Raw genomic sequence first — 19,384 nt, 5'->3', positions numbered from 1 at the left:
CCCGCGGGGCGCGCGGCGCCGCGCTGCGTCCGGCGTCGCTCACTGCGGGATCGGCGGCGCTCAGGCGTGGACCTCACGGTGCCTGAGCCACGGCACCTGCAGCCGGCTCTCGCGCTTCATGAGCCGCTCGTCCACCGAGAGCGGCCCGGCCCCGCCGATGAACAGCGCCAGCAGCCCGGCGAGGAAGAGGAGGTTCACCTCGATGCCCGGCATCCCGAACACCGGGCCCTTGTCGGTCATCCCGGTGATCTGGATGTAGCCGAAGCCGTACGGCGCGTGAACCCTGATCATCGCGACGAGCATCTCGAGCGAGAGCAGGAGGGCGACGAGCCAGGTGGCGGCGCCGACGATGAGCGCGATCCCGCCGAAGAACTCGACGATGCCTCCCACCCAGGCCATGAGCGCGGGCAGCGGGATCCCGAGCTGGGCGAGCATGCCCTGGAACTCGGCGTGCCCCGCGGCGGTGAGCTTCGGGGCGCCGTGGTACATGAACGAGATCCCGAGCAGGATGCGGAGCGGAAGCGGCCAGTAGTGTTCGAGGTGGCGATCCATCGCAGCGACCTCCTGGCGGCGAGGGAGCTGCCGCCTCTGGATCCATAGCTGCGCCGGCCTCCGCAGCAACCCGGAGTCACGCCGCTCCTCGCGCGCCGCTCGCCCTGCGCCGGTGCGCGGCGCCGCGTGATGGGCGCACGACCGGCCGCTCCGCGGCCTCCCGGGCGCCACGCCGCGCGGCCGCAGCCTCATGCCGAGTTGCCGTGCGGACGCCGCGCCGGTACAGAAGCACGGCCCCGCAAGCTCCGGAGAGCCCGATGCACCTCGACCCTGCCCGCGAGATCGCCCCCGGCGTCGTCCTCCTCGACTCGGGCTACGTCCGCCCGAAGCTCGCCGCCTGCTACGTCGTCCGGGGCGACGCGTCCGCCGCCGTGATCGAGACCGCGGCGTCCTCGTCCGTGCCGCGCATCCTCGAGGCGCTCGCCGCGTTCCGCATCGCGCCCGCGGACGTCTCGCACGTGGTCGTCACGCACGTGCACCTCGACCACGCGGGCGGCGCGGGGAAGCTCATGGAGGCGCTCCCTCGCGCGACGCTGGTCGCGCACCCGCGCGGCGCGCGCCACCTCGTCGATCCGTCGAAGCTCATCGCGGGCACCGCCGAGGTCTACGGTGAGGCGCGCTTCCGGGAGCTCTACGGCGACATCCCGCCCATCCCCGCGGCGCGGGTCGTCGAGGCGCCGGACGGCCACGAGGTGGATCTCGGCGGCCGCGTGCTCCGCATGCTCGACGCCCCCGGTCACGCGAAGCACCACCTCGTCGTCCACGATCCCGCGACGCGCGGCTTCTTCACCGGCGACGCGTTCGGCATCTCCTACCGCGAGGCCGACTCCGCGAAGGGGCCCTTCGTGTTCCCGACCACGACGCCGGTGCAGCTCGATCCGGCCGCGCTGCGGCGGACCGTGGAGCGCATGCTCGCGGAGAAGCCCGAGCGCATCTACCTCACGCACTTCGGGATGCTCGAGGGGGAGATCCCCCGCGCCGCCGCCCAGCTCCTCGAGGGCCTCGACGAGCACGTGCGGCTCGCGCGCGCGGCGCCCTCCGGGCCCGGCCGTCACGCCGCCCTGCGCGAGGCGCTCGCCGGTCAGCTCCTCCGCGGCCTCGCCGCGCACGGCGCGCCGCTCGCGCGCGAGGAGGCGCTGGCGGTGTACGGGGTGGACCTCGACCTCAACGCGCAGGGGCTCGAGGTCTGGCTCGACGCGCAGGCGTAGTGATCGTACGGGGGCTGCGCCCCCGCCCCGTCGGCGGCTCACCGCCGTCGCCGGGGCCCCACCCCTGCTCGGCGGGGCCCGTGAGCCCGTGCGCCCGCGTTCGCGGGTGCGCCCGGGCTCCCCGCCGGGAGGGGGCGTTGCCCCCTCCCCGTGCGTTGCACGGGGCCCCTCCCCGGTTCGACCACCTATCAATGCACGAGCGCCTCGCCCTCGACGGCGCGGGCGCCCTTCGCGAACGTGATGTTCCCGTCCGGCCCCTCGTCCACCACGACGTGGTCGCCGGCCTTGAACTCGCCGCGCAGGAGCTTCGTCGCGAGCGGGTCCTGGATCATCCGCTGGATGGCGCGCTTCAGGGGGCGCGCCCCGTAGACCGGGTCGTAGCCCGCGTCGGCGATGGCCTCGCGCGCCGCAGGCGAGAGCTCGATCGTGATGCGCCGCTCCTCGAGGAGCTTGCGCAGGCGCGCGAGCTGGATCTCCACGATGCGCCCGACGTGCTCGCGCGACAGCGGGCGGAAGACCACGATCTCGTCCACCCGGTTCAGGAACTCCGGCCGGAACTCCGCGCGCAGGTTCTCGAGCGCCGCCTCCCGGATCGCCGAGACGTCGGCCCCCGGGCGGCCGGCGAGCCGCTGGATCTCCTGCGAGCCGATGTTGGAGGTCATGATGACGACCGCGTTCCGGAAGTCGACGGTGCGCCCCTGGCCGTCGGTGAGCCGGCCGTCGTCGAGGATCTGGAGGAGCACGTTGAAGACGTCGTGGTGCGCCTTCTCGATCTCGTCGAAGAGGATCACCGCATACGGCCGGCGGCGGACCGCCTCGGTGAGCTGGCCGCCCTCCTCGTAGCCGACGTAGCCGGGGGGCGCGCCGATGAGCCGCGACACGGCGTGCTTCTCCATGTACTCGCTCATGTCGAGGCGGACCATCGCGGCCTCGTCGTCGAACAGGAACTCGGCGAGCGCGCGGGCGGTCTCCGTCTTCCCGACGCCGGTGGGCCCGAGGAAGATGAACGAGCCGATCGGCCGGTTGGGATCCTGGAGGCCCGAGCGCGCGCGGCGCACCGCCGCCGAGACCGCCTGCACCGCCTCGTCCTGGCCGACGACGCGCTCCCGCAGCCGGTCCTCCATGCCGAGGAGCTTCTCGACCTCGCCCTCGACGAGCTTCGAGACCGGGATGCCGGTCCACTTGGAGACCACCTCGGCGATCTCCTCGGGCGTGACCTCCTCCTTCAGCATCGCGCCGTCGCGCTGCAGGCCGGCGAGGCGCTCCTGCAGCTCCGCCACGCGCCGCTCCACCTCCGGGAGCCGGCCGAACTTGATCTCGGCGGCCTTCTGGAAGTTCGCCTCGCGCTCCGCCTTCGTCTGCTCCTGCTTCAGCCCGTCGATCTCCTGCTTCGCCTGCGCGAGGTCCTGGATGACCGCCTTCTCCGCGTCCCAGCGGCTCTTGAGGCGCGCGAACTCCTCGTTCAGCGCGGCGAGCTCCTTCTCCGCCTGGCCGAGCCGGTGCCGCGAGGCCTCGTCCTGCTCCTTCTGCAGCCCCTGCCGCTCGATCTCGAGCTGTGCGATGCGGCGGCGCACCTCGTCCACCTCGGTCGGCATCGAGTCGATCTCGATGCGCAACCGGCTCGCCGCCTCGTCGACGAGGTCGATGGCCTTGTCAGGCAGGAAGCGGTCGGTGATGTAGCGGTGGCTGAGCCGCGCCGCCTCGACGAGCGCCGCGTCCTGGATGCGGACCTTGTGGTGCAGCTCGTAGCGGTCCTTGAGGCCGCGCAGGATCGAGATGGTGTCGGCCACCGACGGCTCGCCCACGAACACCGGCTGGAAGCGCCGCTCGAGGGCGGGGTCCTTCTCGACGTGCTTGCGGTACTCGTTCACGGTGGTGGCGCCGATCGCGTGCAGCTCGCCGCGCGCGAGGGCGGGCTTCAGCATGTTGCCCGCGTCCATCGCGCCCTCGGCGGCGCCGGCGCCGATGATGGTGTGCATCTCGTCGATGAAGAGGATGATCTGGCCCTCGGACGAGACGACCTCCTTGAGGACGCCCTTCAGCCGCTCCTCGAACTCGCCGCGGTACTTCGCGCCCGCGACCATCGCGCCGAGGTCGAGCGCGAGGAGGCGCTTCCCCTTGAGCCCCTCGGGTACGTCGCCGTCCACGATGCGCCGGGCGAGCCCCTCGACGATGGCGGTCTTGCCGACGCCCGGGTCGCCGACGAGCACGGGGTTGTTCTTCGTGCGGCGGGAGAGGATCTGGACGACGCGGCGGATCTCGTCGTCGCGCCCCACCACCGGATCGAGCTTCCCCGCCTTCGCGAGCGCGGTGAGGTCCTTCGCGTACTTCTCGAGGGCGCGGTACTGGCTCTCGGCCTCGGGCGACGTCACGCGCGCCCCGCCGCGCACGTCCTGGAGCGCGGCGACGATCCGGTCCGGCGTCGCCCCCGAGGCGCGCAGCGCCTCGCCCGCGCCGGTCTTCTCCTCGGCGGCGGCGAGCAGGAGGTGCTCGGTCGAGACGTACTCGTCCTTGAGCCGCTTCGCGGCGTCCTCGGCGCGGTCGACGAGCTTCGCGAGCCGGTTCGCGAGGTACGGCTCCGCGCCGGAGACCTTGGGCACGGTGCGCAGCTCGTCCTCCACGCGCGAGGCGACGAGCGACGGCTCCGCGCCGATCTTCTCCAGGATGGGCGTCGCGGTCCCCTCCGGCTGGGAGAGGAGGGCGAGCACGAGGTGCTCGACGTCGATGGCCTGGTGGTCGCGGCGGCGCGCCTCGCTCTGGGCGGCGGCGAGCGCCTCCTGGGCCTTCACGGTGAGCTTTTCCATTCGCATGGCGCGAACGTAAGACCGCGGGGGGGCTTGGCAAGCAGCGCCGCCGCGGCAGGAAAGCCGGAATTGCATCGCTCCGGCTCGTGTAGAGTCGAGGCCCGCCCGGGGATGGGCGCCTCCATGGTGGACGATCTGACCCTGCCTCGCGCGGCCTCGCGACCGCCCACCGCCTCGTCCGGGCTGCGGCTCGCGTGGCTCGTCGCGCTCGCCGCGCCCCTCGTCATCCTCCTCGCGCTGCCCGGGCTGCACGAGCCGCTCTCTGCGGCCCGGTACCTCCCCGTCCACACCGTCCTCGAGCTGCTCGTCGTCGGCGTGGCGTTCGCCACGTTCGGCGTGCAGTGGTTCGCGGCCCGCGAGTTCCCGGATCGACGGGCGCAGGTGATCGGCCCCGCGTTCCTGGCGGTGGGGCTCTTCGAGGCCCTGCACCTGCTCACGTTTCCGGGGATGCCGGGCGTCGGGGGCCCGGGGACGACCGAGCGGGGCATCTACTACTGGTTCCTTGCCCGCCTCTGGACCGTGGGGACGCTCGTCTGGGTCGCGCGGCTCCCGCCGAGCGATCGGAGCCTGCGGCCGGGCAGGGCGCGCCTGCTCGTCCCCCACCTCGTCGCGGTCACGGCCTTCGTCGCGGTCGAGCTCGCCTTGCCGGGCGATCGGGCCTTCTTCTACGTGGAGGGAGGCGGGCTCACGTCCGCGAAGGTCGGGCTCGAGCTCTTCGTCGCGGCGGTCGCGCTCGTGGGCGCGCTCGTGCACCACCGCGCCGCCCGCGCCGGCGACCGCGGCGCCCGCACGCTCGCGGCGGCGCTCGCGGTCACCGTCCTCTCCGAGCTCTCCCTCACCCTCTACGCGCGCCCGTTCGATCCGGTGCACGTGCTCGGGCACGCGTACCTGGTGCTCACCTTCTTCCTCATCTTCCGCGCGCTGTTCGTGGGCGCGGTGGTCGCTCCGCACCGCGAGCTCGTCGCGCTGCGGAGCCACATCGAGAACGAGCTCAACGTCACCATCGCCGAGCTGCGCGCGACGAAGGAGAGCCGCGAGGACCTGCTCCGCGCCGTCTCTCACGACCTGCGCAACCCGCTCCAGATCGTGCTCCTCAAGGCGCAGGTGCTCGGCCGCCACGGGGCGAAGCCGGGCGCGGCGGAGAAGGCCGCGCGCGACATCGCGCTCGCGGGCAGGCGGATGGAGCGGATGCTGCGCGATCTCGCCGACGCGGCGCGCCTCGAGAGCGGCGCCGCGCTCGCGCTCCAGCGCGCCGCCGTGGACGTGCGCGCGTTCGTGGCGGAGGCGATCGAGCTCAACCGCGGGGTGTTCGACCCGCAGCGCCTCGAGGTCGCCGTGCCGGACGGCCTCCCGCCGGTGCACGCCGATCCCGACCGGCTCGACCGCGTCCTCGTGAACCTGGTCGGGAACGCGCTCAAGCACACCGCCGGCCGCGTCGTCGTGAGCGCCAACCCGGCCGGCGCCTTCGTGCGGATCTCCGTCATGGACGAGGGGCCCGGGATCGCGCCCGAGGACCAGCAGCGGATCTTCCAGCGCTACGTGCGAGGTCCCGGGCGGGAGGCCGACGGGCTCGGCCTCGGGCTCTACATCGTGCGGCGGCTCGTCGAGGCTCACGGGGGCGAGGTCGAGCTCGTGAGCGCGCCCGCGGCGGGCAGCACGTTCAGCTTCACGCTGCCCGTCGCGACGCCCGGTTGACGGCGCTGCGTCCGGGCGCCACGGCCCCCGGCCGGACCTTGCGGCCGTGCGCGCGGGGTCACATGCCTGCCGCTGGGCCGTTCCCCCTATGACGAGCACGCACCCCGCGATCCTCTCCGTCGGCCGCGCGCTGCCCCCGAACTTCGTGGATCAGGAGACGCTCATCGCGGCCCTGTCCGCGTACTGGGGCGCGCGGCACTTCAACGTCGAGCGTCTCGCCGATCTGCACCGCGCTGCACGCGTGGGCGGCCGCCACCTCGCCCTTCCGCTCTCCGAGTACCCGGCGCTCGACTCGTTCCGGAAGACCAACGACGCGTTCATCCGGGTCGGGAGCGAGCTGGGCGCGGCGGCCGTGTCGGAGGCGCTCGCGCGGGCGGGCGTCACCCCGCGCGAGGTGGACCATCTCTACTTCGTGACCGTCACCGGCGTCGCCACCCCCTCGCTCGACGCGAAGCTCGTGAACCGGCTGGGGATCTCGCCCTCGGTGAAGCGGACGCCGATCTTCGGCCTGGGCTGCATGGCGGGCGCGGCGGGGCTCGCCCGGGCCTCGGACGCCCTGCGGGCGTTCCCCGGCGAGGTGGCGGTGCTCGTCTCGGTCGAGCTCTGCTCGCTCACCCTCCAGCGGGAGGACACCTCCATCGCGAACGTCATCGCGAGCGGCCTGTTCGGGGACGGCGCGGCGGCGGTGGTGCTCCAGGGCGGCGAGCGCGCCCCCGCGCCCGACCACGCGCCGCGGATCCTCGCGACCCGCTCGGTGTTCTACCCGGACACGGAGTGGGTGATGGGGTGGGACGTCGTCGACACGGGCTTCAAGGTGGTCCTCTCCGCGAAGGTGCCGGAGGTGATCCAGGCGAACGTCGGCGGAGACGTGGATCGCTTCCTCGCCGCGAACGGGCTCTCGCGCGGCGACGTGCGCCACTTCATCGCCCACACCGGCGGGCCGAAGGTGCTCGAGGCCTTCCGCCGCGCCCTCGACCTGCCGGAGGCGGCGCTCTCCCGGTCCTTCCGTTCGCTCCAGGAGGTCGGCAACCTCTCCTCCGCCTCGGTGCTCTTCGTCCTCGGCGACCTGCTCGACGCGGGCGAGGCCCGCCCCGGAGACGTGGGCCTCCTCGCCGCGATGGGCCCGGGCTTCTCGGCCGAGCTCGTCCTCCTCCGGTGGTGACCATGACGGATCGTGAAGCAAGGGTGGCGCACGAGATCCTCCGCATCGCGCGCGACGAGCTCCGGCTCGGCGACGCCACGCCCGCGCCCGACGCGGCCCTCGCGGGCGCGCTCGACTCGCTCCAGCTCCTCTCGCTCGTCGTCGCCGTGGAGGACCGCTTCCGGATCGTCCTCGAGGACGACGACGCGGCCGGAACGCGCACGCTCGCGGATCTCGCGCGGCTCGTCGCGGCGCGCTCGGACGCGGCGCTCATCCCCGCCCAGGCGCCGGAGCCGGCCCGGTGAGGCTCGTGGGGCCACCGGCGCCCGCGCCGCGCTCCCCGACGCTGGCGCACGCGCTCCGCGCGGCCGTGGGCCACCCGAGCGGCGTCACGTTCGTCGATCTCCACGAGCGCGAGCGCACGCTCCGGTGGGCCGAGGTCGCCGACCGCGCGGAGCGGGTGGCCGCCGCGCTCGCGGCGCGGGGCGTGGCGCCGGGCGATCGGGTGGCGATCGTGCTCCGCACGGAGCCCGCCTTCCTGGACGCGTTCTTCGGGGCGTGGCTCGCCGGGGCGGTGCCCGTGCCGCTCTATCCGCCGGTCAGGCTCGGCCGGATGGAGGAGTACCTCGCGCAGACGGCCCGGATGCTCGAGGTGTCGGGCGCGCGGCTCGTCGTCTCCTCCGGCGCGGTGCGGCGCCTCCTCGGCGGCGCCATCGCGCGGGCGGCGCCGCCGCTCGGCTGCGCCGACGCGGCGGAGCTCTCGCAGGAGACCGGTCGACTCTCGCGCGCCTCCGAGCCCGAGGCGCTCGCGCTCGTGCAGTTCTCGTCCGGCTCGACGGTGGACCCGAAGCCGGTCGCGCTCACCCACGCCGCGCTGGAGGCCCAGGTGGACGCGCTCGTCGAGCGGGTCCGGCCCGACGCGAACGACGCGCTCGTCTCCTGGCTGCCGCTCTACCACGACATGGGGCTCATCGGCTGCCTGCTCGCGGCGATGAGCTACCCGGGCCGCCTCGTGCTCATCGCGCCCGAGCACTTCCTCGCGCGCCCCGCGCTGTGGCTCCGCGCCATCGCGCGCCACCAGGGCACGATCTCGGTCGCGCCGAGCTTCGCCTACGCCTACTGCGCCGATCGCGTGAAGGACGCGGAGCTCGCCGGGCTGTCGCTCGGGACCTGGCGCCTCGCGCTCGACGGCGCCGAGCCGGTCTCCGCGGAGGCGATGCGGAGGTTCGCGGCGCGCTTCGGGCCGCACGGCCTCGATCCGGCGGCGCTCGTGCCGGTCTACGGCCTCTCCGAGGCGGCGCTCGCGGTCACCTTTAGCCCGCGCGGGCGGCCGCTCGAGGGGCGTCGGGTCGATCCCGCGCGCCTCGCCCGCGACGGCACCGTCGCGCCCGGGCCGCGCGAGCTCGTCTCGGTGGGCCCGCCCATCGCGGGCGTCGAGGTGGAGATCCGCGACGAGGACGGAGCGCTCGCCGGGGAGGGCCGCCTCGGGCGCGTGTTCGTGCGCGGGCCGTCCCTCATGCAGGGCTACCTCGGCGATCCCGCCGCGACGCGGCGCGCGCTCTCGGGCGGCTGGCTCGACACGGGCGATCTCGGGTTCGCGCTCGGGGGCGAGCTGTACGTGCACGGGCGCGCGAAGGACGTCGTCATCGTGCGCGGCGCGAACCACGCGCCCGACGAGTTCGAGGCGGCCCTCGCGGGCGTGGCGGCGGTCCGGCCGGGCTGCGCCGTGGCGGTCGGCTTCGTCCCCCTCGGCGAGGGGGACGGCGAGGGCGGCGAGGCGCTCGCCATCCTCGCCGAGCGCGCGCGGGGGGCGCGGGACGACCCGGCGGCCGAGTCGGAGATCCGGCGGGCGGTGCTCGAGCGCACCTCGATCGCGCCGTACACGGTGCGCCTCCTCGAGCCGGGGACCCTGCCGCGCACCTCCTCCGGCAAGCTCCGGCGCCGGGAGGCCCTGCGGCGCTTCCTCGCCGGCACGCTCGTGCCGCCGCGCCGGGCGACGGCGCTCCGGCTCGCGCTCGCGCTCCTGCGCGGCGAGCTCGCCCTCGCCCAGGCGCGGGCGCGCCGGCGGCGGCCCGCGTGAACGGCCCCCTGCGCGACGCCGTGGTGGTGGGCGGCGGCCCCGCCGGGCTCGCCTTCGCGATCGCGGCGGCGCGGCGCGGGCTCTCGGTGACGGTGCTCGAGAAGCGCGAGGGGCCGGTGGACAAGGCGTGCGGGGAGGGGATCCTCCCCGCCGGCGTGCGGGCGCTCGCGGCGCTGGGGGTCACCGGCCGGCTCGACCCGGAGCACACCGCGGCCTTCCAGGAGATCCGCTGGATCGAGCGGCACGACGCGGCCCGGCTCAGGCTCCCGGCGCCTGGCGGGCTCGGAGTGCGCCGGACGGCCCTCTCGGCCGCGCTCTCGGCGCGGGCGCGGGAGGCGGGCGCGGAGCTCGTCCAGGCCGACGTGCACGCGCACCGGCGCGAGCGCGACCGGATCTGGGCGGTCTCCTCCGCAGGCGACGTCCCCGCCAAGGTGCTCGTCGCGGCGGACGGGCTCTCCTCCGCGGTGCGCCGCCGCGAGGGGCTCGAGCGCTCAGCCTCCGGCCCCGCCCGCTACGGCGTCCGGCGCCACTTCGCCATCCCGCCCTGGGCGGAGGCGGTGGAGGTTCACTTCGGGCCGGGCGCGGAGGCCTACGTGACGCCCGTCGGCGCCCGGCGCGTCGACGTGGCCTTCCTGTTCGAGCGGCAGGGGCCGGTCGAGTACGAGGCGCTCCTCGCGCGCTTCCCCGCCCTCGCCCACCTGCTCGAGGGCGCACCCGCGATCACCGCGCCGCGCGGCGCGGGGCCGCTCGCGCGGCGGGCGCGCGCCCGGATCGCCGACCGGCTGGTGCTGCTCGGCGACGCGGCCGGCTACCTCGACGCGGTCACGGGGGAGGGACTCTCCCTCGCGTTCGGCTGCGCGCTCGATCTCGCGGCGCTCCTGCCGGCCGCGCTCGGCGAGGGCGCGACGCGCGCGGCGCTCGCGCCGTACGAGCGCGCCTGGCGCCGCAGGTTCGCCCCTTACTGGGCGTGGACCCGGATCGTGCTCGGACTGACCCGGCACCCTGCGCTCCGGCACCGCATGCTCGCGCTCGCCGCCTCGCGTCCGGCGCCGTTCGAGCGGGCGGTCCGCCTCGCCGTGGGGTGACCTCTCCCGGCGCCTCGAGCCGTGCGCCGCGAGCGCCCGGCCGAGCGGCGGGAGCCCCGGGCGCGACGGGGGTAGGCTCCGAAAGCGTTGCCCATCTCGACGATGCGCCGCGTTCGGGGTATGTCCCCCGTCCCCGCGGGCCCCGGAGTTCCCGGCGTCCGGCGGGCCACCCGCGGCATACCATCCGCCGCAAGGAGGGCTCATCATGCGCTGCACCGTCCTCGGCGCCGGCTCCTGGGGCACCGCGCTGGCCTCGCTCCTCGCGTCCAAGGGGTACACCGTCACGGCGTGGGACAAGGACCACGCCGTCATCGACGCGATCGCCAAGACCCACCGCAACGATCGCTATCTCCCCGGCACGCCGCTGCCGCCCTCGCTCCTCACCACCCCCGACATCACCCGGGCGCTCGAGGGGGCGGAGCTGGTCGTCGTCGCCGTCCCCTCCCACGCGGTGCGCCAGGTGGCCATCGAGGCCAAGCGCCACGTGCACGCCGGCACCCCGGTCGTCTGCGTCGCGAAGGGCATCGAGCTCGACACCCTCATGACCATGAGCGAGGTGCTCGAGGACGTCCTGCCGGTGCCGCTCCACCCCTACATCGCGGTGCTCTCGGGCCCGTCGTTCGCGAAGGAGGTCGCGAAGGGGCTCCCCACGGCGGTGACCGTGGCCGCGCGCTGGGACCGGGTGGCGAAGCAGGTCCAGGACGCGTTCCACACCCGCACCTTCCGCCCGTACACCTCGAGCGACGTCGTCGGCGCGGAGATCGGCGGCTGCGTGAAGAACGTGGTCGCGATCGCCGCCGGCATCTCCGACGGCCTCGAGTTCGGCGCGAACGCGCTCGCGGCGCTCATCACGCGGGGCCTCGCCGAGATCACCCGCCTCGCGGTTCGCAAGGGCGCGAACCCCCTCACCCTGTCCGGGCTCTCCGGCCTCGGCGACCTCGTGCTCACCTGCTCGTCGGACCTCTCCCGCAACCGCACCGTGGGGCGCGGGCTCGCCGCGGGGAAGACGGCCGAGCAGATCCAGAAGGAGCTCGGCCAGGTCGCCGAGGGGATCCGCAACGCCAAGAGCGCGCGCGACCTCGCGCGCCGGCTCGGCGTCGACATGCCCATCACGGACACCGTGTACCGGGTCCTCTACGAGAACGTCCCGCCGCGCGACGCGGTCACGGCGATCATGATGCGCGAGACGAAGCCGGAGATGTGACGCGGCTTCGCGCACGATCCCGGGCCTGCGGCGGGCGTCCTCGCTCCTGCGCGGACGCGCGTGCGCTCGGCCGGAGCGTCCCCTAATCTATGCGAATGAGCCCCGACGCCTCCCGCGCGCTGTGCGGGACCCCCGACGAGTTCGAGCGCGGCTGCCGCCGCGACATGGATCGCGCCCGCGCGGAGGCCGACCGGCTGAAGGCGATGCCGGCGCCGCGCGCCGCGCCTGCGGCGCTCGCCGCCTTCGACGCCGCCTTCGGGGCGCTCTCCGACGCCGCCTCGCGCGCGAGCCTCGCCCGCAACGTCCACCCGGACCCGCGCATGCGGGACGCCGCCGAGCGCTCGGAGCAGGAGATCGACGCGCTCTCGACCGAGCTCTCGCTCGATCGCGGCCTGTACGACGCGATCGCGGCGCTCGACGTCTCCGGGGAGGACGGGGCGACCCGCTACTACCTCCAGAAGAGCCTGCGCGACTTCCGCCGCGCCGGCGTCGATCGCGACGAGGCCACCCGCACGCGCGTCCGTGCCCTCCGCGAGGAGCTCGTGCGGATCGGCCAGGAGTTCGGGCGCAACATCAAGGACGACGTGCGGCGCATCGAGCTCGCGCCGGCGGAGCTCGACGGGCTGCCCGAGGACTGGCGGCGAGCGCATCCGGCCGGCCCGGAGGGCAAGGTCGTCGTCACGACCGACAACACCGACTACGTGCCGTTCATGACGTACGCGCGGAGCGAGCGCGCCCGCGAGGCGCTCTGGCGCCTGTACCGCCTGCGGGGCCACCCGAAGAACCTCGACGTGCTCGCGCGCATGCTCTCGCGCCGCGCCGAGCTCGCGCGGCTCCTCGGCTACGAGAGCTGGGCGGCCTACGTCACCGAGGACAAGATGATCGGCAGCGACCGCGCCGCCGCCGAGTTCGTCGAGAAGATCGCCCGGGCCGCGGAGGCGCGGATGCGCCGCGACTTCGGGCAGCTCCTCGCCCGCAAGCGCGAGGACGTCCCCGGCGCCGAGCGCGTCGAGCCCTGGGACAGCGCCTACCTCCAGGAGCGCGTGAAGGCCGAGCAGTACGGGTTCGACTCGCAGTCGGTGCGCCCCTACCTCGACTACGCCCGCGTGAAGGACGGCGTCCTCGACGTCACGGGGCGGCTGTTCGGCATCGCGTACCGCCCGGTGCCCGACGCCCCGGTCTGGCACGCGGAGGTCGAGGCGTACGACGTGGTGGAGGGCGAGAAGCTCGTCGGGCGCGTCTACCTCGACATGCACCCCCGCGACGGTAAGTACAAGCACTACGCCCAGTTCACGCTCGCCTCCGGCCAGGCCGGGCGGCAGCTGCCGGAGGGCGTCCTCGTCTGCAACTTCCCGCGCCCGCAGGGCGGCGCGCCCGCGCTCATGGAGCACGGCGACGTGAAGACGTTCTTCCACGAGTTCGGCCACCTGCTCCACCACGTCCTCGGCGGGCACACGCGCTGGGCGGGGCAGTCCGGCGTGGCCACCGAGTGGGACTTCGTCGAGGCGCCCTCGCAGATGCTGGAGGAGTGGGTGTGGGATCCCGGCGTGCTCGCCGGCTTCGCGCGCCACGTGGACACCGGCGCGCCGCTCCCCGCCGACGCCGTCCGGCGCATGAAGGCCGCCGACGAGTACGGCAAGGGGCTCATGGTGCGGCAGCAGATGTTCTACGCCGCGACGAGCCTCGAGCTGCACCGGCGCGACCCCAAGAGCCTCGACACGACCGCGCTCGTGGCGGAGCTGCAGGAGCGCTACACGCCGTTCCGCCACGTGGACGGGACCTACTTCCACGAGTCCTTCGGGCACCTCGACGGCTACTCCGCCATCTACTACACGTACATGTGGTCGCTCGTGATCGCGAAGGACCTGTTCGGCCCGTTCCGCGAGAAGGGGCTCATGGATCCGGAGCCCGCCCGCCGCTACCGCCGCGCGATCCTGGAGCCCGGCGGCTCGAAGCCCGCCGCCGAGCTCGTGAAGGACTTCCTCGGGAGGCCCCACGCGTTCGACGCGTACGAGCAGTGGCTGAACGCGTAGGGGCGAGCAGCGCACGCAGAAAGACTGCAGCGCCCACGCGGCGGCGGAGGGGGGGCCGCGTGGGCGCCTTGCTGCACCTGCGACTCTCGGCCGGCGCGGGGCGCCGGGAAGTGAAAGGCCCATCGTGATTCGCGACAGGCGAGCGAAGCGAGCCCGCCGGGGCGCTGCCGCGGAAGCGGCGCAGCCGCGCGGCGCGGCGCACGGGACCCCGGGCGCAGGGGTGGGGCCCCGACGAGCTCCGCTCGGCGGGGCGGGGGCGCAGCCCCCGTATTTCTAGAAGCGGACGCTCACCGACCCGAACAGCCCGAGGTCGTTGCGCGCCGTCTGGTCGATGGTCGCGGAGGCGAGGCCGTCGAACGCCGTCACGTAGTCACGCGCGGTGAGCCCGAGCCCAAAGGCCCCGTGCTCGACGTTCGCGCCGGCGGAGACGTAGCCCGCGAAGTCGGTCTCGGAGTCCACGTCGAGATCGCGGAAGCTGTAGGTGCGCGCGCCGGCGCCGATCCCCACGAACGGCTTCAGCGTCCAGCCCTGCGCGAGCGCCACCGGGTACTGTCCCTGGACGCCGAGGTCGTACTGGAAGAGGTCGAGGTCCTCGCCGAGCGCCTTCACCTGCGTGGGCGACCATCCGACCGCGCCGACGATCGCGACGTAGGGATGCACCTCGTAGCTGAGGGTGAGGCCGGTGAGCACGGAGTCATCGAGGAGATCGCGCTGGTCGCCGGTCCCGACGAACGCTCCGACGAACGGCGCGATGCTGAGCTTCCGTGAAGGATCTTCGGCGCGCGCGGAGGTCGACGTGAAGGCGATGACGGCGGCGGTGATGACGAGCAGCTTCTTCATCTTGTGTTCCTCGTGAAGTGAATTGAGACGACGCGCAGCCGGTGCTGCAAGGCCCGCGCCCGGCGCGGCGCTGCGCGCGCGGCGGCGAAACGCCGGGAGGATCGGCGCGGGCGGCCGGCGCGAGCGCGCGCCGCGCGTCGGGATCGACGACAGTCGCGAGCGAGCCGCCGTCGGAACTCCGCACACCGGCCGCGGTCGCGCTCACAGATCGAACGCGGCGGAGAGGCCGGCGAACGCGATGAGGCCCAGCGACGGGCTCGGCACGTCCACCGCGCTGCCGTCCGGACGCTCGTGTCGGGTGAACCGCGCCAGGGCGACCGCGACGACGGGGCCCAGCGTCGAGCGCGCGCCGAAGCGCCGGTCGAAGCCGAGCCGCAGCCGCAGGACCTCGTGGCCGTCGAACGACTCGGTCCCGCCTTCCCGCTCCACCCCGTGGCGGCGAAGGGCCACGCCGAGCGCGATCCACGGATCCCAGCGCTCGTCCGGCGCGACGTGGAGCTCCGCCTGCGCTCCCCCCGCGATGCTCCAGACCTCCGCGCCCGCCGGCGGCTCACCGCCGCGCGCGTACAGCCCTCCCGTGCCGAACACGCCGAGCGCAAACGCCGCCACCGGCCGCCAGGCCACGGCGAGCTCGAGCGCCGCGCCCGGCCCGCCGTAGTCGCCGAGCGACGGCAGCGCGTAGCCGATCTCGCCGAAGGCCTGCTCGTAGCCGGACGAGAGCCTGACCTCCAGGGCCGCATCCTGCGCGCGCCGTGGTCCGTCCTGCGCCCCGGCCCGGAGCGCGGACCCGGCGATGGCGGCCGCGACGAGCGCGCGGGTCGCGCAGGTCATCGACGGCCTGCTCGCGGTCGAGGGCGGCCGGCGCCGCGGCGCGGGGGTCGCCCGGCGCTCACTCCCCCGCGGACCGGGGCGAGCCGCTCGCGCGGGGGCTGGCGGGATGGACTCGCGCGGTGGTCGCGGTCACCGGGACCGCGGCCGGCGCGTCCTCCGCGGGCGTGCCCGCCGCGGCCGCCGCGCTCCGGTACTCGGCCCCGATGAGCGAAACCCCCAGCAGCGACGCCGCGAGCCCGAGCCTCTTCATGAACGCGCTCCCTTCCGTGGTCATCCAAGGGTGGCGCCGCGCGGGCGCGCCGCCGCAGGGAGCGTCCCTGGGCTCGGTCCGCCGGCGGCGCGGCACCCGCGCAGGCGCCACGCGAGCGTGCCTTTACATGCCTCGTGCCACGGCGCGAGTCGCAGGCCTGCACGGCTCGGCAGGCGCGGCGCGCAGGCGGGCTGCCGGGTTCGCGGACAGGTTCCGGGGCGAGATCGTCCGCGTTCCCGGCAGCGTGGCAACGGAGCCGGACCCACGGCATGATGGCGGCCCATGCTCGACCCCGCTCGCGGCTCAGGCCCGGATCTTGCGACTCCACGAGGAGTCATGCCGGAGCGATTGGACGCCGCGCGCTGGAGGCGCGTCATCGCCGCCAACGTCGAGTGCCGCTGGAAGCGCACGCGGTGGTTCCTGTTCGCCGGCTTCTACGCGGTCTGGCTGGCGTTCTGCGCCGCGCTCGCCGCGACCGGGTACCCCCCCTGGCGAGTCGCCGTGCTGGCAGGGATCCTCGGCGCGCTGCTCCTCTCGCACGTGGCGCGGGCGCTCAGCGAGCGCGTCGCGAACGCCTGCGAGGGCGACGAGCGCCAGCCGTTCGCGTTCATCGTCATCGCCATCGCGACGACGGGCGGGTTGCACAGCCCGGTCCTCATCGCCCTCATGGGCGCGGTGTCGCAGTTCACGATCCGGCGCGGGATCTGCCGGGCCACGCTCGCCGCGCTCACGGCGCTCGTGGTGCTCGTCGCCGCCATGTTCGCCGTCCCGCAGGCCTGGCTGGGCCCGGTCATCCCGGATCCGCTCTACAGCCTCTCCGCGCTCGGCTTCCTCCTCGTGTCGGTGGTGCTGCACACCGACTACATGTCGCTCCTCGCGCGCACCGTCGAGTCGACCTTCGGCCAGATCTTCCGCTCCCGCGAGGAGATCGCCGCGCAGGCGCTGGCGCGCGCCCGCGAGCTGGAGCTCCTGAGCTCGAAGCTCTCGCACGAGCTCAGGAACCCGCTCGGCGCGATCAAGGCGCTCGTCCAGCTCTCGGCCCGCGAGGCGAACGAGCCCGAGATCCGGGAGCGGCTCCAGGTGGTGGAGGGCGAGGTCGAGCGGATCCAGAAGATCCTCCAGGAGTACCTGTCCTTCTCGCGTCCGCTCGACACCCTGCGCCCCGAGCCCGTCGCGCTCGGCGCCGTCGCGGACGAGGCCCTGGCCGTGCTGGAGGCGCGCGCCGAGAGCGCCGGGGTGTCGCTCCGCCGGCAGGGCGACGCGGAGCTCGTGGCCGATCCGCGACGCCTGAAGGAGGCGCTCCTGAACCTCGTCGCGAACGCGATCGAGGCGACCCCGCGGAAGGGCCGCGTCGAGATCGAGATCGGAGAGCGAGACGGCCAGGTCCGCGTGGAGGTGAGCGACACGGGCCGGGGCATGCCGCCGGAGGTGCTCGACCGCGTCGGCACTCCGTTCTTCACCACGCGCGAGGAGGGGACGGGGCTCGGCGTGCTCCTCGCCCGCGGCGTGTTCGTGCAGCACGGCGGCGCGCTCGAGTACCGGAGCGTGCCGGGCCAGGGCACGGTCGCGAGCGCGTCCCTGCCGCGCGAACCCACGGTGAGGTGCGTCGATGCCCCGCTTGCTGCTCGTGGATGACGATCCGCCCGTCCTGTACGCGCTGAAGGAGCTGGTCCGCTCGCTCGGCCACGAGCCGGTGCTCGCCCGCTCCGGGAAGGAGGCGCTCGAGCGGCTCGAGGGCGTGGACGCTGTGGTCACCGACTACGCGATGCCCGAGATGGACGGGCTCGCGCTGGTCCACGCCATCCACGAGCAGGACGAGGCGCTCCCCGTCGTGCTCCTCACGGCCCAGGGCTCGGAGCGCGTGGCGGTGCGGGCCATGAAGGCCGGCGCCTACGAGTACGTCACGAAGCCCTACGACATCGAGGAGATGTCGCTCGTGATCGACCGCGCCCTCGAGGCGCGCGCGCTCCGCACCCAGAACCGGCGGCTCGCCGCGGAGAAGGCCATCGGGCGGAGCCTCGTCGCGGACACGCCGGCGATGCGCCGCCTGCTCGACGCGGTGAGCCGGCTCGCGCCCAAGGACATCACCGTGCTCGTCCGCGGCGAGACGGGCACCGGGAAGGAGCTCGTCGCCTCGCTGCTCCACGCCGAGAGCCGGCGCGCGGCCGGACCGCTCGTGCGCTTCAACTGCGCGGCGATCCCCGCCGAGCTCGCCGAGGCCGAGCTGTTCGGTCACGCGCGCGGCGCCTTCACCGGCGCGGCGCAGGCCCGGCGCGGCTTCTTCGCCCAGGCCGACGGCGGGACGCTCGTCCTCGACGAGGTGGGCGAGCTGCCGCTGCCGCTCCAGGCGAAGCTCCTGCGGGCGCTGCAGGAGGGCGAGATCCAGCCGGTGGGCGCCGGCCGGGTGGAGAAGGTGGACGTGCGCGTCGTCGCGTGCACGAACCGGGACCTCGAGTCCGAGGTCCGCGCCGGGCGCTTTCGCGAGGACCTCTTCTACCGGCTGGCCGTCGTCGAGCTCGTGGTGCCGCCGCTCCGCGACCACCGGGACGACATCCCGGCGCTCGCGGCCGAGTTCGCGCGCCGGTACGCGGAGCGGTTCGGCATGGAGGACGTGCGGCTCTCGCCCGCGCTCCTCGCCGCCCTGCGGAGCGCAGACTGGCCCGGCAACGTGCGGCAGCTCGAGAACGCCGTCGCACGCATGGTCGCGCTCGGCTCGAGCGGGGAGCTCGGTCCGGAGGCGTTCGGCCGACCGCCCGCGGCCGCTCCGGAGGAGCCCGGGGCGGAGTCGCCGCCGGAGGGCACCCTCTCGCTCCGGGAGCACCTCGACGCGGTCGAGCGCAGCCTCATCGTGAAGGCCCTCGCCGCGACCGGAGGAAACCAGTCCGAGGCCGCGCGGCGCCTCGGCCTGAGCCGCTCCGCGTTCATCGACCGGCTGAAGAAGTACGGCTTCGCCTGACGCGCCTCGCACCGCATCCCGCCCGGGACGGGCCCGCTCGCGAAGGGTCACTGGACGGTCCTCACTACGCTAGGATGAAGGTCGCCCGCGCTGCCGCGGCGCCCGAGTCGCTCATGCGCACCCCGCTCCTCGTCCTCTTCGCCCTCTTCGCTGCGGCGTGCGCCGCGGACCAGGAGCGCCGCGCCTCCGCGTCCGACGGTGCGGTCGTCCTGTGCGATCGCGCCGCCTGCGGGCCCGCCCTCGGCATGCCGAACTGGATCTGCGCCGACGGGAGCACGGGCGGGCCCACGGGCCGCTGCGTCGAGCACGCGGGCGGCCAGTGCGGCTGGGAGATCCACGAGTGCCCCTCGCAGGTGCGCTGCGGCCCCGAGAGCGGGCGCGCGTGCTCCGGGGAGTTCGTCTGCGTGGACCTGCCCGGCGACGGCTGCACCTTTCCGACCGACGCGGGCTGCGACGGCGTCTGCGTCGCGCCCGTCTTCTGCGGCGGGGTCGCCGGGCTTCCGTGCCCCGACGGCCGCGCCTGCGTCGACGATCCGCGCGACGACTGCGCGCCGCCGAGCGGCGCGGACTGCGGCGGGCTCTGCGCGCCGTAGCCGGCTTTCGCGAGGCCGGAAGCGGCCCACGATGGTTCCCGGGCGGTTCCTGCGCTCGCCTCCGGCCTTCCGCGCCGCCGCGGATCGGCCGATACTGGGCGTGCGGAGGCGC

16 protein-coding genes are annotated in these 19,384 nt (G+C 74.7%); 11 read left to right on the top strand and 5 right to left on the bottom strand.

The annotated features are described in order from the left end of the window. Window positions 1-60: 60 nt before the first annotated feature. Window positions 61-552, bottom strand: coding sequence for a DoxX family protein (locus MLV88_RS07405; RefSeq protein ID WP_242339242.1), 492 nt, complete (start codon window positions 550-552; stop codon window positions 61-63). Window positions 553-809: 257 nt separating this feature from the next. Between MLV88_RS07405 and MLV88_RS07400 the strand changes: the two genes are divergently transcribed. Then, on the top strand, window positions 810-1,760 hold the full coding sequence (locus tag MLV88_RS07400; protein WP_242339244.1) for an MBL fold metallo-hydrolase: 951 nt from the start codon (window positions 810-812) through the stop codon (window positions 1,758-1,760). 188 nt (window positions 1,761-1,948) lie between these two features. Here MLV88_RS07400 and clpB read toward each other — a convergent pair whose 3' ends face one another. After that, the gene (gene clpB / locus MLV88_RS07395; RefSeq protein WP_242339246.1) at window positions 1,949-4,570 is read right to left on the bottom strand and encodes an ATP-dependent chaperone ClpB; all 2,622 of its coding nucleotides are present in this window, start codon (window positions 4,568-4,570) and stop codon (window positions 1,949-1,951) included. Between the two features lie 117 nt (window positions 4,571-4,687). Between clpB and MLV88_RS07390 the strand changes: the two genes are divergently transcribed. From MLV88_RS07390 to MLV88_RS07360, 7 genes are all read left to right on the top strand, one after another. Then, the gene (locus MLV88_RS07390; RefSeq protein ID WP_242339248.1) at window positions 4,688-6,259 is read left to right on the top strand and encodes a sensor histidine kinase; all 1,572 of its coding nucleotides are present in this window, start codon (window positions 4,688-4,690) and stop codon (window positions 6,257-6,259) included. Window positions 6,260-6,347: 88 nt separating this feature from the next. Continuing rightward, the gene (locus MLV88_RS07385; protein ID WP_242339250.1) at window positions 6,348-7,421 is read left to right on the top strand and encodes a type III polyketide synthase; all 1,074 of its coding nucleotides are present in this window, start codon (window positions 6,348-6,350) and stop codon (window positions 7,419-7,421) included. Window positions 7,422-7,444: 23 nt separating this feature from the next. Next, complete coding sequence (locus MLV88_RS07380; protein WP_242353391.1) at window positions 7,445-7,705, top strand: acyl carrier protein; 261 nt, start codon at window positions 7,445-7,447, stop codon at window positions 7,703-7,705. Continuing rightward, window positions 7,702-9,480, top strand: a complete 1,779-nt coding sequence (locus MLV88_RS07375; RefSeq protein ID WP_242360237.1) for an AMP-binding protein — start codon at window positions 7,702-7,704, stop codon at window positions 9,478-9,480. The genes MLV88_RS07380 and MLV88_RS07375 overlap by 4 nt, the downstream gene beginning before the upstream one ends. Beyond that, window positions 9,477-10,565 (top strand): NAD(P)/FAD-dependent oxidoreductase, encoded by a 1,089-nt coding sequence (locus MLV88_RS07370; RefSeq protein ID WP_242337589.1) that lies wholly within the window; start codon window positions 9,477-9,479, stop codon window positions 10,563-10,565. Before MLV88_RS07375 ends, MLV88_RS07370 begins: the two co-directional genes overlap by 4 nt. 205 nt (window positions 10,566-10,770) lie before the next feature. Next, complete coding sequence (locus MLV88_RS07365; protein ID WP_242337591.1) at window positions 10,771-11,769, top strand: NAD(P)H-dependent glycerol-3-phosphate dehydrogenase; 999 nt, start codon at window positions 10,771-10,773, stop codon at window positions 11,767-11,769. Between the two features lie 95 nt (window positions 11,770-11,864). Beyond that, entirely contained in the window at window positions 11,865-13,802 is a 1,938-nt protein-coding gene (locus MLV88_RS07360; RefSeq protein ID WP_242337593.1) for a M3 family metallopeptidase, read from the top strand. 273 nt (window positions 13,803-14,075) lie between these two features. Here the strand turns inward: MLV88_RS07360 and MLV88_RS07355 are convergent, their stop codons facing one another. From MLV88_RS07355 to MLV88_RS07345, 3 genes are all read right to left on the bottom strand, one after another. Then, on the bottom strand, window positions 14,076-14,642 hold the full coding sequence (locus MLV88_RS07355) for an outer membrane beta-barrel protein (RefSeq protein WP_242337595.1): 567 nt from the start codon (window positions 14,640-14,642) through the stop codon (window positions 14,076-14,078). A 201-nt stretch (window positions 14,643-14,843) separates the two neighbouring features. After that, window positions 14,844-15,473, bottom strand: coding sequence for a hypothetical protein (locus MLV88_RS07350; RefSeq protein WP_242337596.1), 630 nt, complete (start codon window positions 15,471-15,473; stop codon window positions 14,844-14,846). Between the two features lie 58 nt (window positions 15,474-15,531). Next, window positions 15,532-15,723, bottom strand: a complete 192-nt coding sequence (locus MLV88_RS07345) for a hypothetical protein (protein WP_242337598.1) — start codon at window positions 15,721-15,723, stop codon at window positions 15,532-15,534. Window positions 15,724-16,059: 336 nt separating this feature from the next. On the opposite strand from MLV88_RS07345, the gene MLV88_RS07340 reads away from it, so the two are divergent. The 3 genes from MLV88_RS07340 to MLV88_RS07330 all read left to right on the top strand — a co-directional run bounded on the left by MLV88_RS07340 (window position 16,060) and on the right by MLV88_RS07330 (window position 19,272). After that, window positions 16,060-17,358: a two-component system sensor histidine kinase NtrB gene (locus MLV88_RS07340; RefSeq protein ID WP_242337600.1), complete on the top strand. Its 1,299-nt coding sequence runs from the start codon at window positions 16,060-16,062 to the stop codon at window positions 17,356-17,358. Then, on the top strand, window positions 17,333-18,679 hold the full coding sequence (locus tag MLV88_RS07335; protein WP_242337602.1) for a sigma-54-dependent transcriptional regulator: 1,347 nt from the start codon (window positions 17,333-17,335) through the stop codon (window positions 18,677-18,679). The genes MLV88_RS07340 and MLV88_RS07335 overlap by 26 nt, the downstream gene beginning before the upstream one ends. A gap of 74 nt (window positions 18,680-18,753) precedes the next feature. Then, on the top strand, window positions 18,754-19,272 hold the full coding sequence (locus MLV88_RS07330) for a hypothetical protein (protein ID WP_242337604.1): 519 nt from the start codon (window positions 18,754-18,756) through the stop codon (window positions 19,270-19,272). The last annotated feature ends 112 nt before the right edge of the window (window positions 19,273-19,384 follow it).

The organism is Anaeromyxobacter soli (assembly GCF_022808855.1).
In the GTDB taxonomy this organism is placed as follows: Bacteria; Myxococcota; Myxococcia; order Myxococcales; family Anaeromyxobacteraceae; genus Anaeromyxobacter; species Anaeromyxobacter soli.
This window is presented reverse-complemented; position numbering and strand designations above follow the sequence as displayed.

What these genes read in the sequence shown, in the direction of transcription:
- MLV88_RS07405 (WP_242339242.1), bottom strand. Translation starts at nt 552, where the DNA reads ATGGATCGCCACCTCGAACACTACTGGCCGCTTCCGCTCCGCATCCTG.
- MLV88_RS07400 (WP_242339244.1), top strand. Translation starts at nt 810, where the DNA reads ATGCACCTCGACCCTGCCCGCGAGATCGCCCCCGGCGTCGTCCTCCTC.
- clpB (WP_242339246.1), bottom strand. Translation starts at nt 4,570, where the DNA reads ATGCGAATGGAAAAGCTCACCGTGAAGGCCCAGGAGGCGCTCGCCGCC.
- MLV88_RS07390 (WP_242339248.1), top strand. Translation starts at nt 4,688, where the DNA reads ATGGTGGACGATCTGACCCTGCCTCGCGCGGCCTCGCGACCGCCCACC.
- MLV88_RS07385 (WP_242339250.1), top strand. Translation starts at nt 6,348, where the DNA reads ATGACGAGCACGCACCCCGCGATCCTCTCCGTCGGCCGCGCGCTGCCC.
- MLV88_RS07365 (WP_242337591.1), top strand. Translation starts at nt 10,771, where the DNA reads ATGCGCTGCACCGTCCTCGGCGCCGGCTCCTGGGGCACCGCGCTGGCC.
- MLV88_RS07360 (WP_242337593.1), top strand. Translation starts at nt 11,865, where the DNA reads ATGAGCCCCGACGCCTCCCGCGCGCTGTGCGGGACCCCCGACGAGTTC.
- MLV88_RS07355 (WP_242337595.1), bottom strand. Translation starts at nt 14,642, where the DNA reads ATGAAGAAGCTGCTCGTCATCACCGCCGCCGTCATCGCCTTCACGTCG.
- MLV88_RS07350 (WP_242337596.1), bottom strand. Translation starts at nt 15,473, where the DNA reads ATGACCTGCGCGACCCGCGCGCTCGTCGCGGCCGCCATCGCCGGGTCC.
- MLV88_RS07345 (WP_242337598.1), bottom strand. Translation starts at nt 15,723, where the DNA reads ATGAAGAGGCTCGGGCTCGCGGCGTCGCTGCTGGGGGTTTCGCTCATC.
- MLV88_RS07340 (WP_242337600.1), top strand. Translation starts at nt 16,060, where the DNA reads ATGCCGGAGCGATTGGACGCCGCGCGCTGGAGGCGCGTCATCGCCGCC.
- MLV88_RS07335 (WP_242337602.1), top strand. Translation starts at nt 17,333, where the DNA reads ATGCCCCGCTTGCTGCTCGTGGATGACGATCCGCCCGTCCTGTACGCG.
- MLV88_RS07330 (WP_242337604.1), top strand. Translation starts at nt 18,754, where the DNA reads ATGAAGGTCGCCCGCGCTGCCGCGGCGCCCGAGTCGCTCATGCGCACC.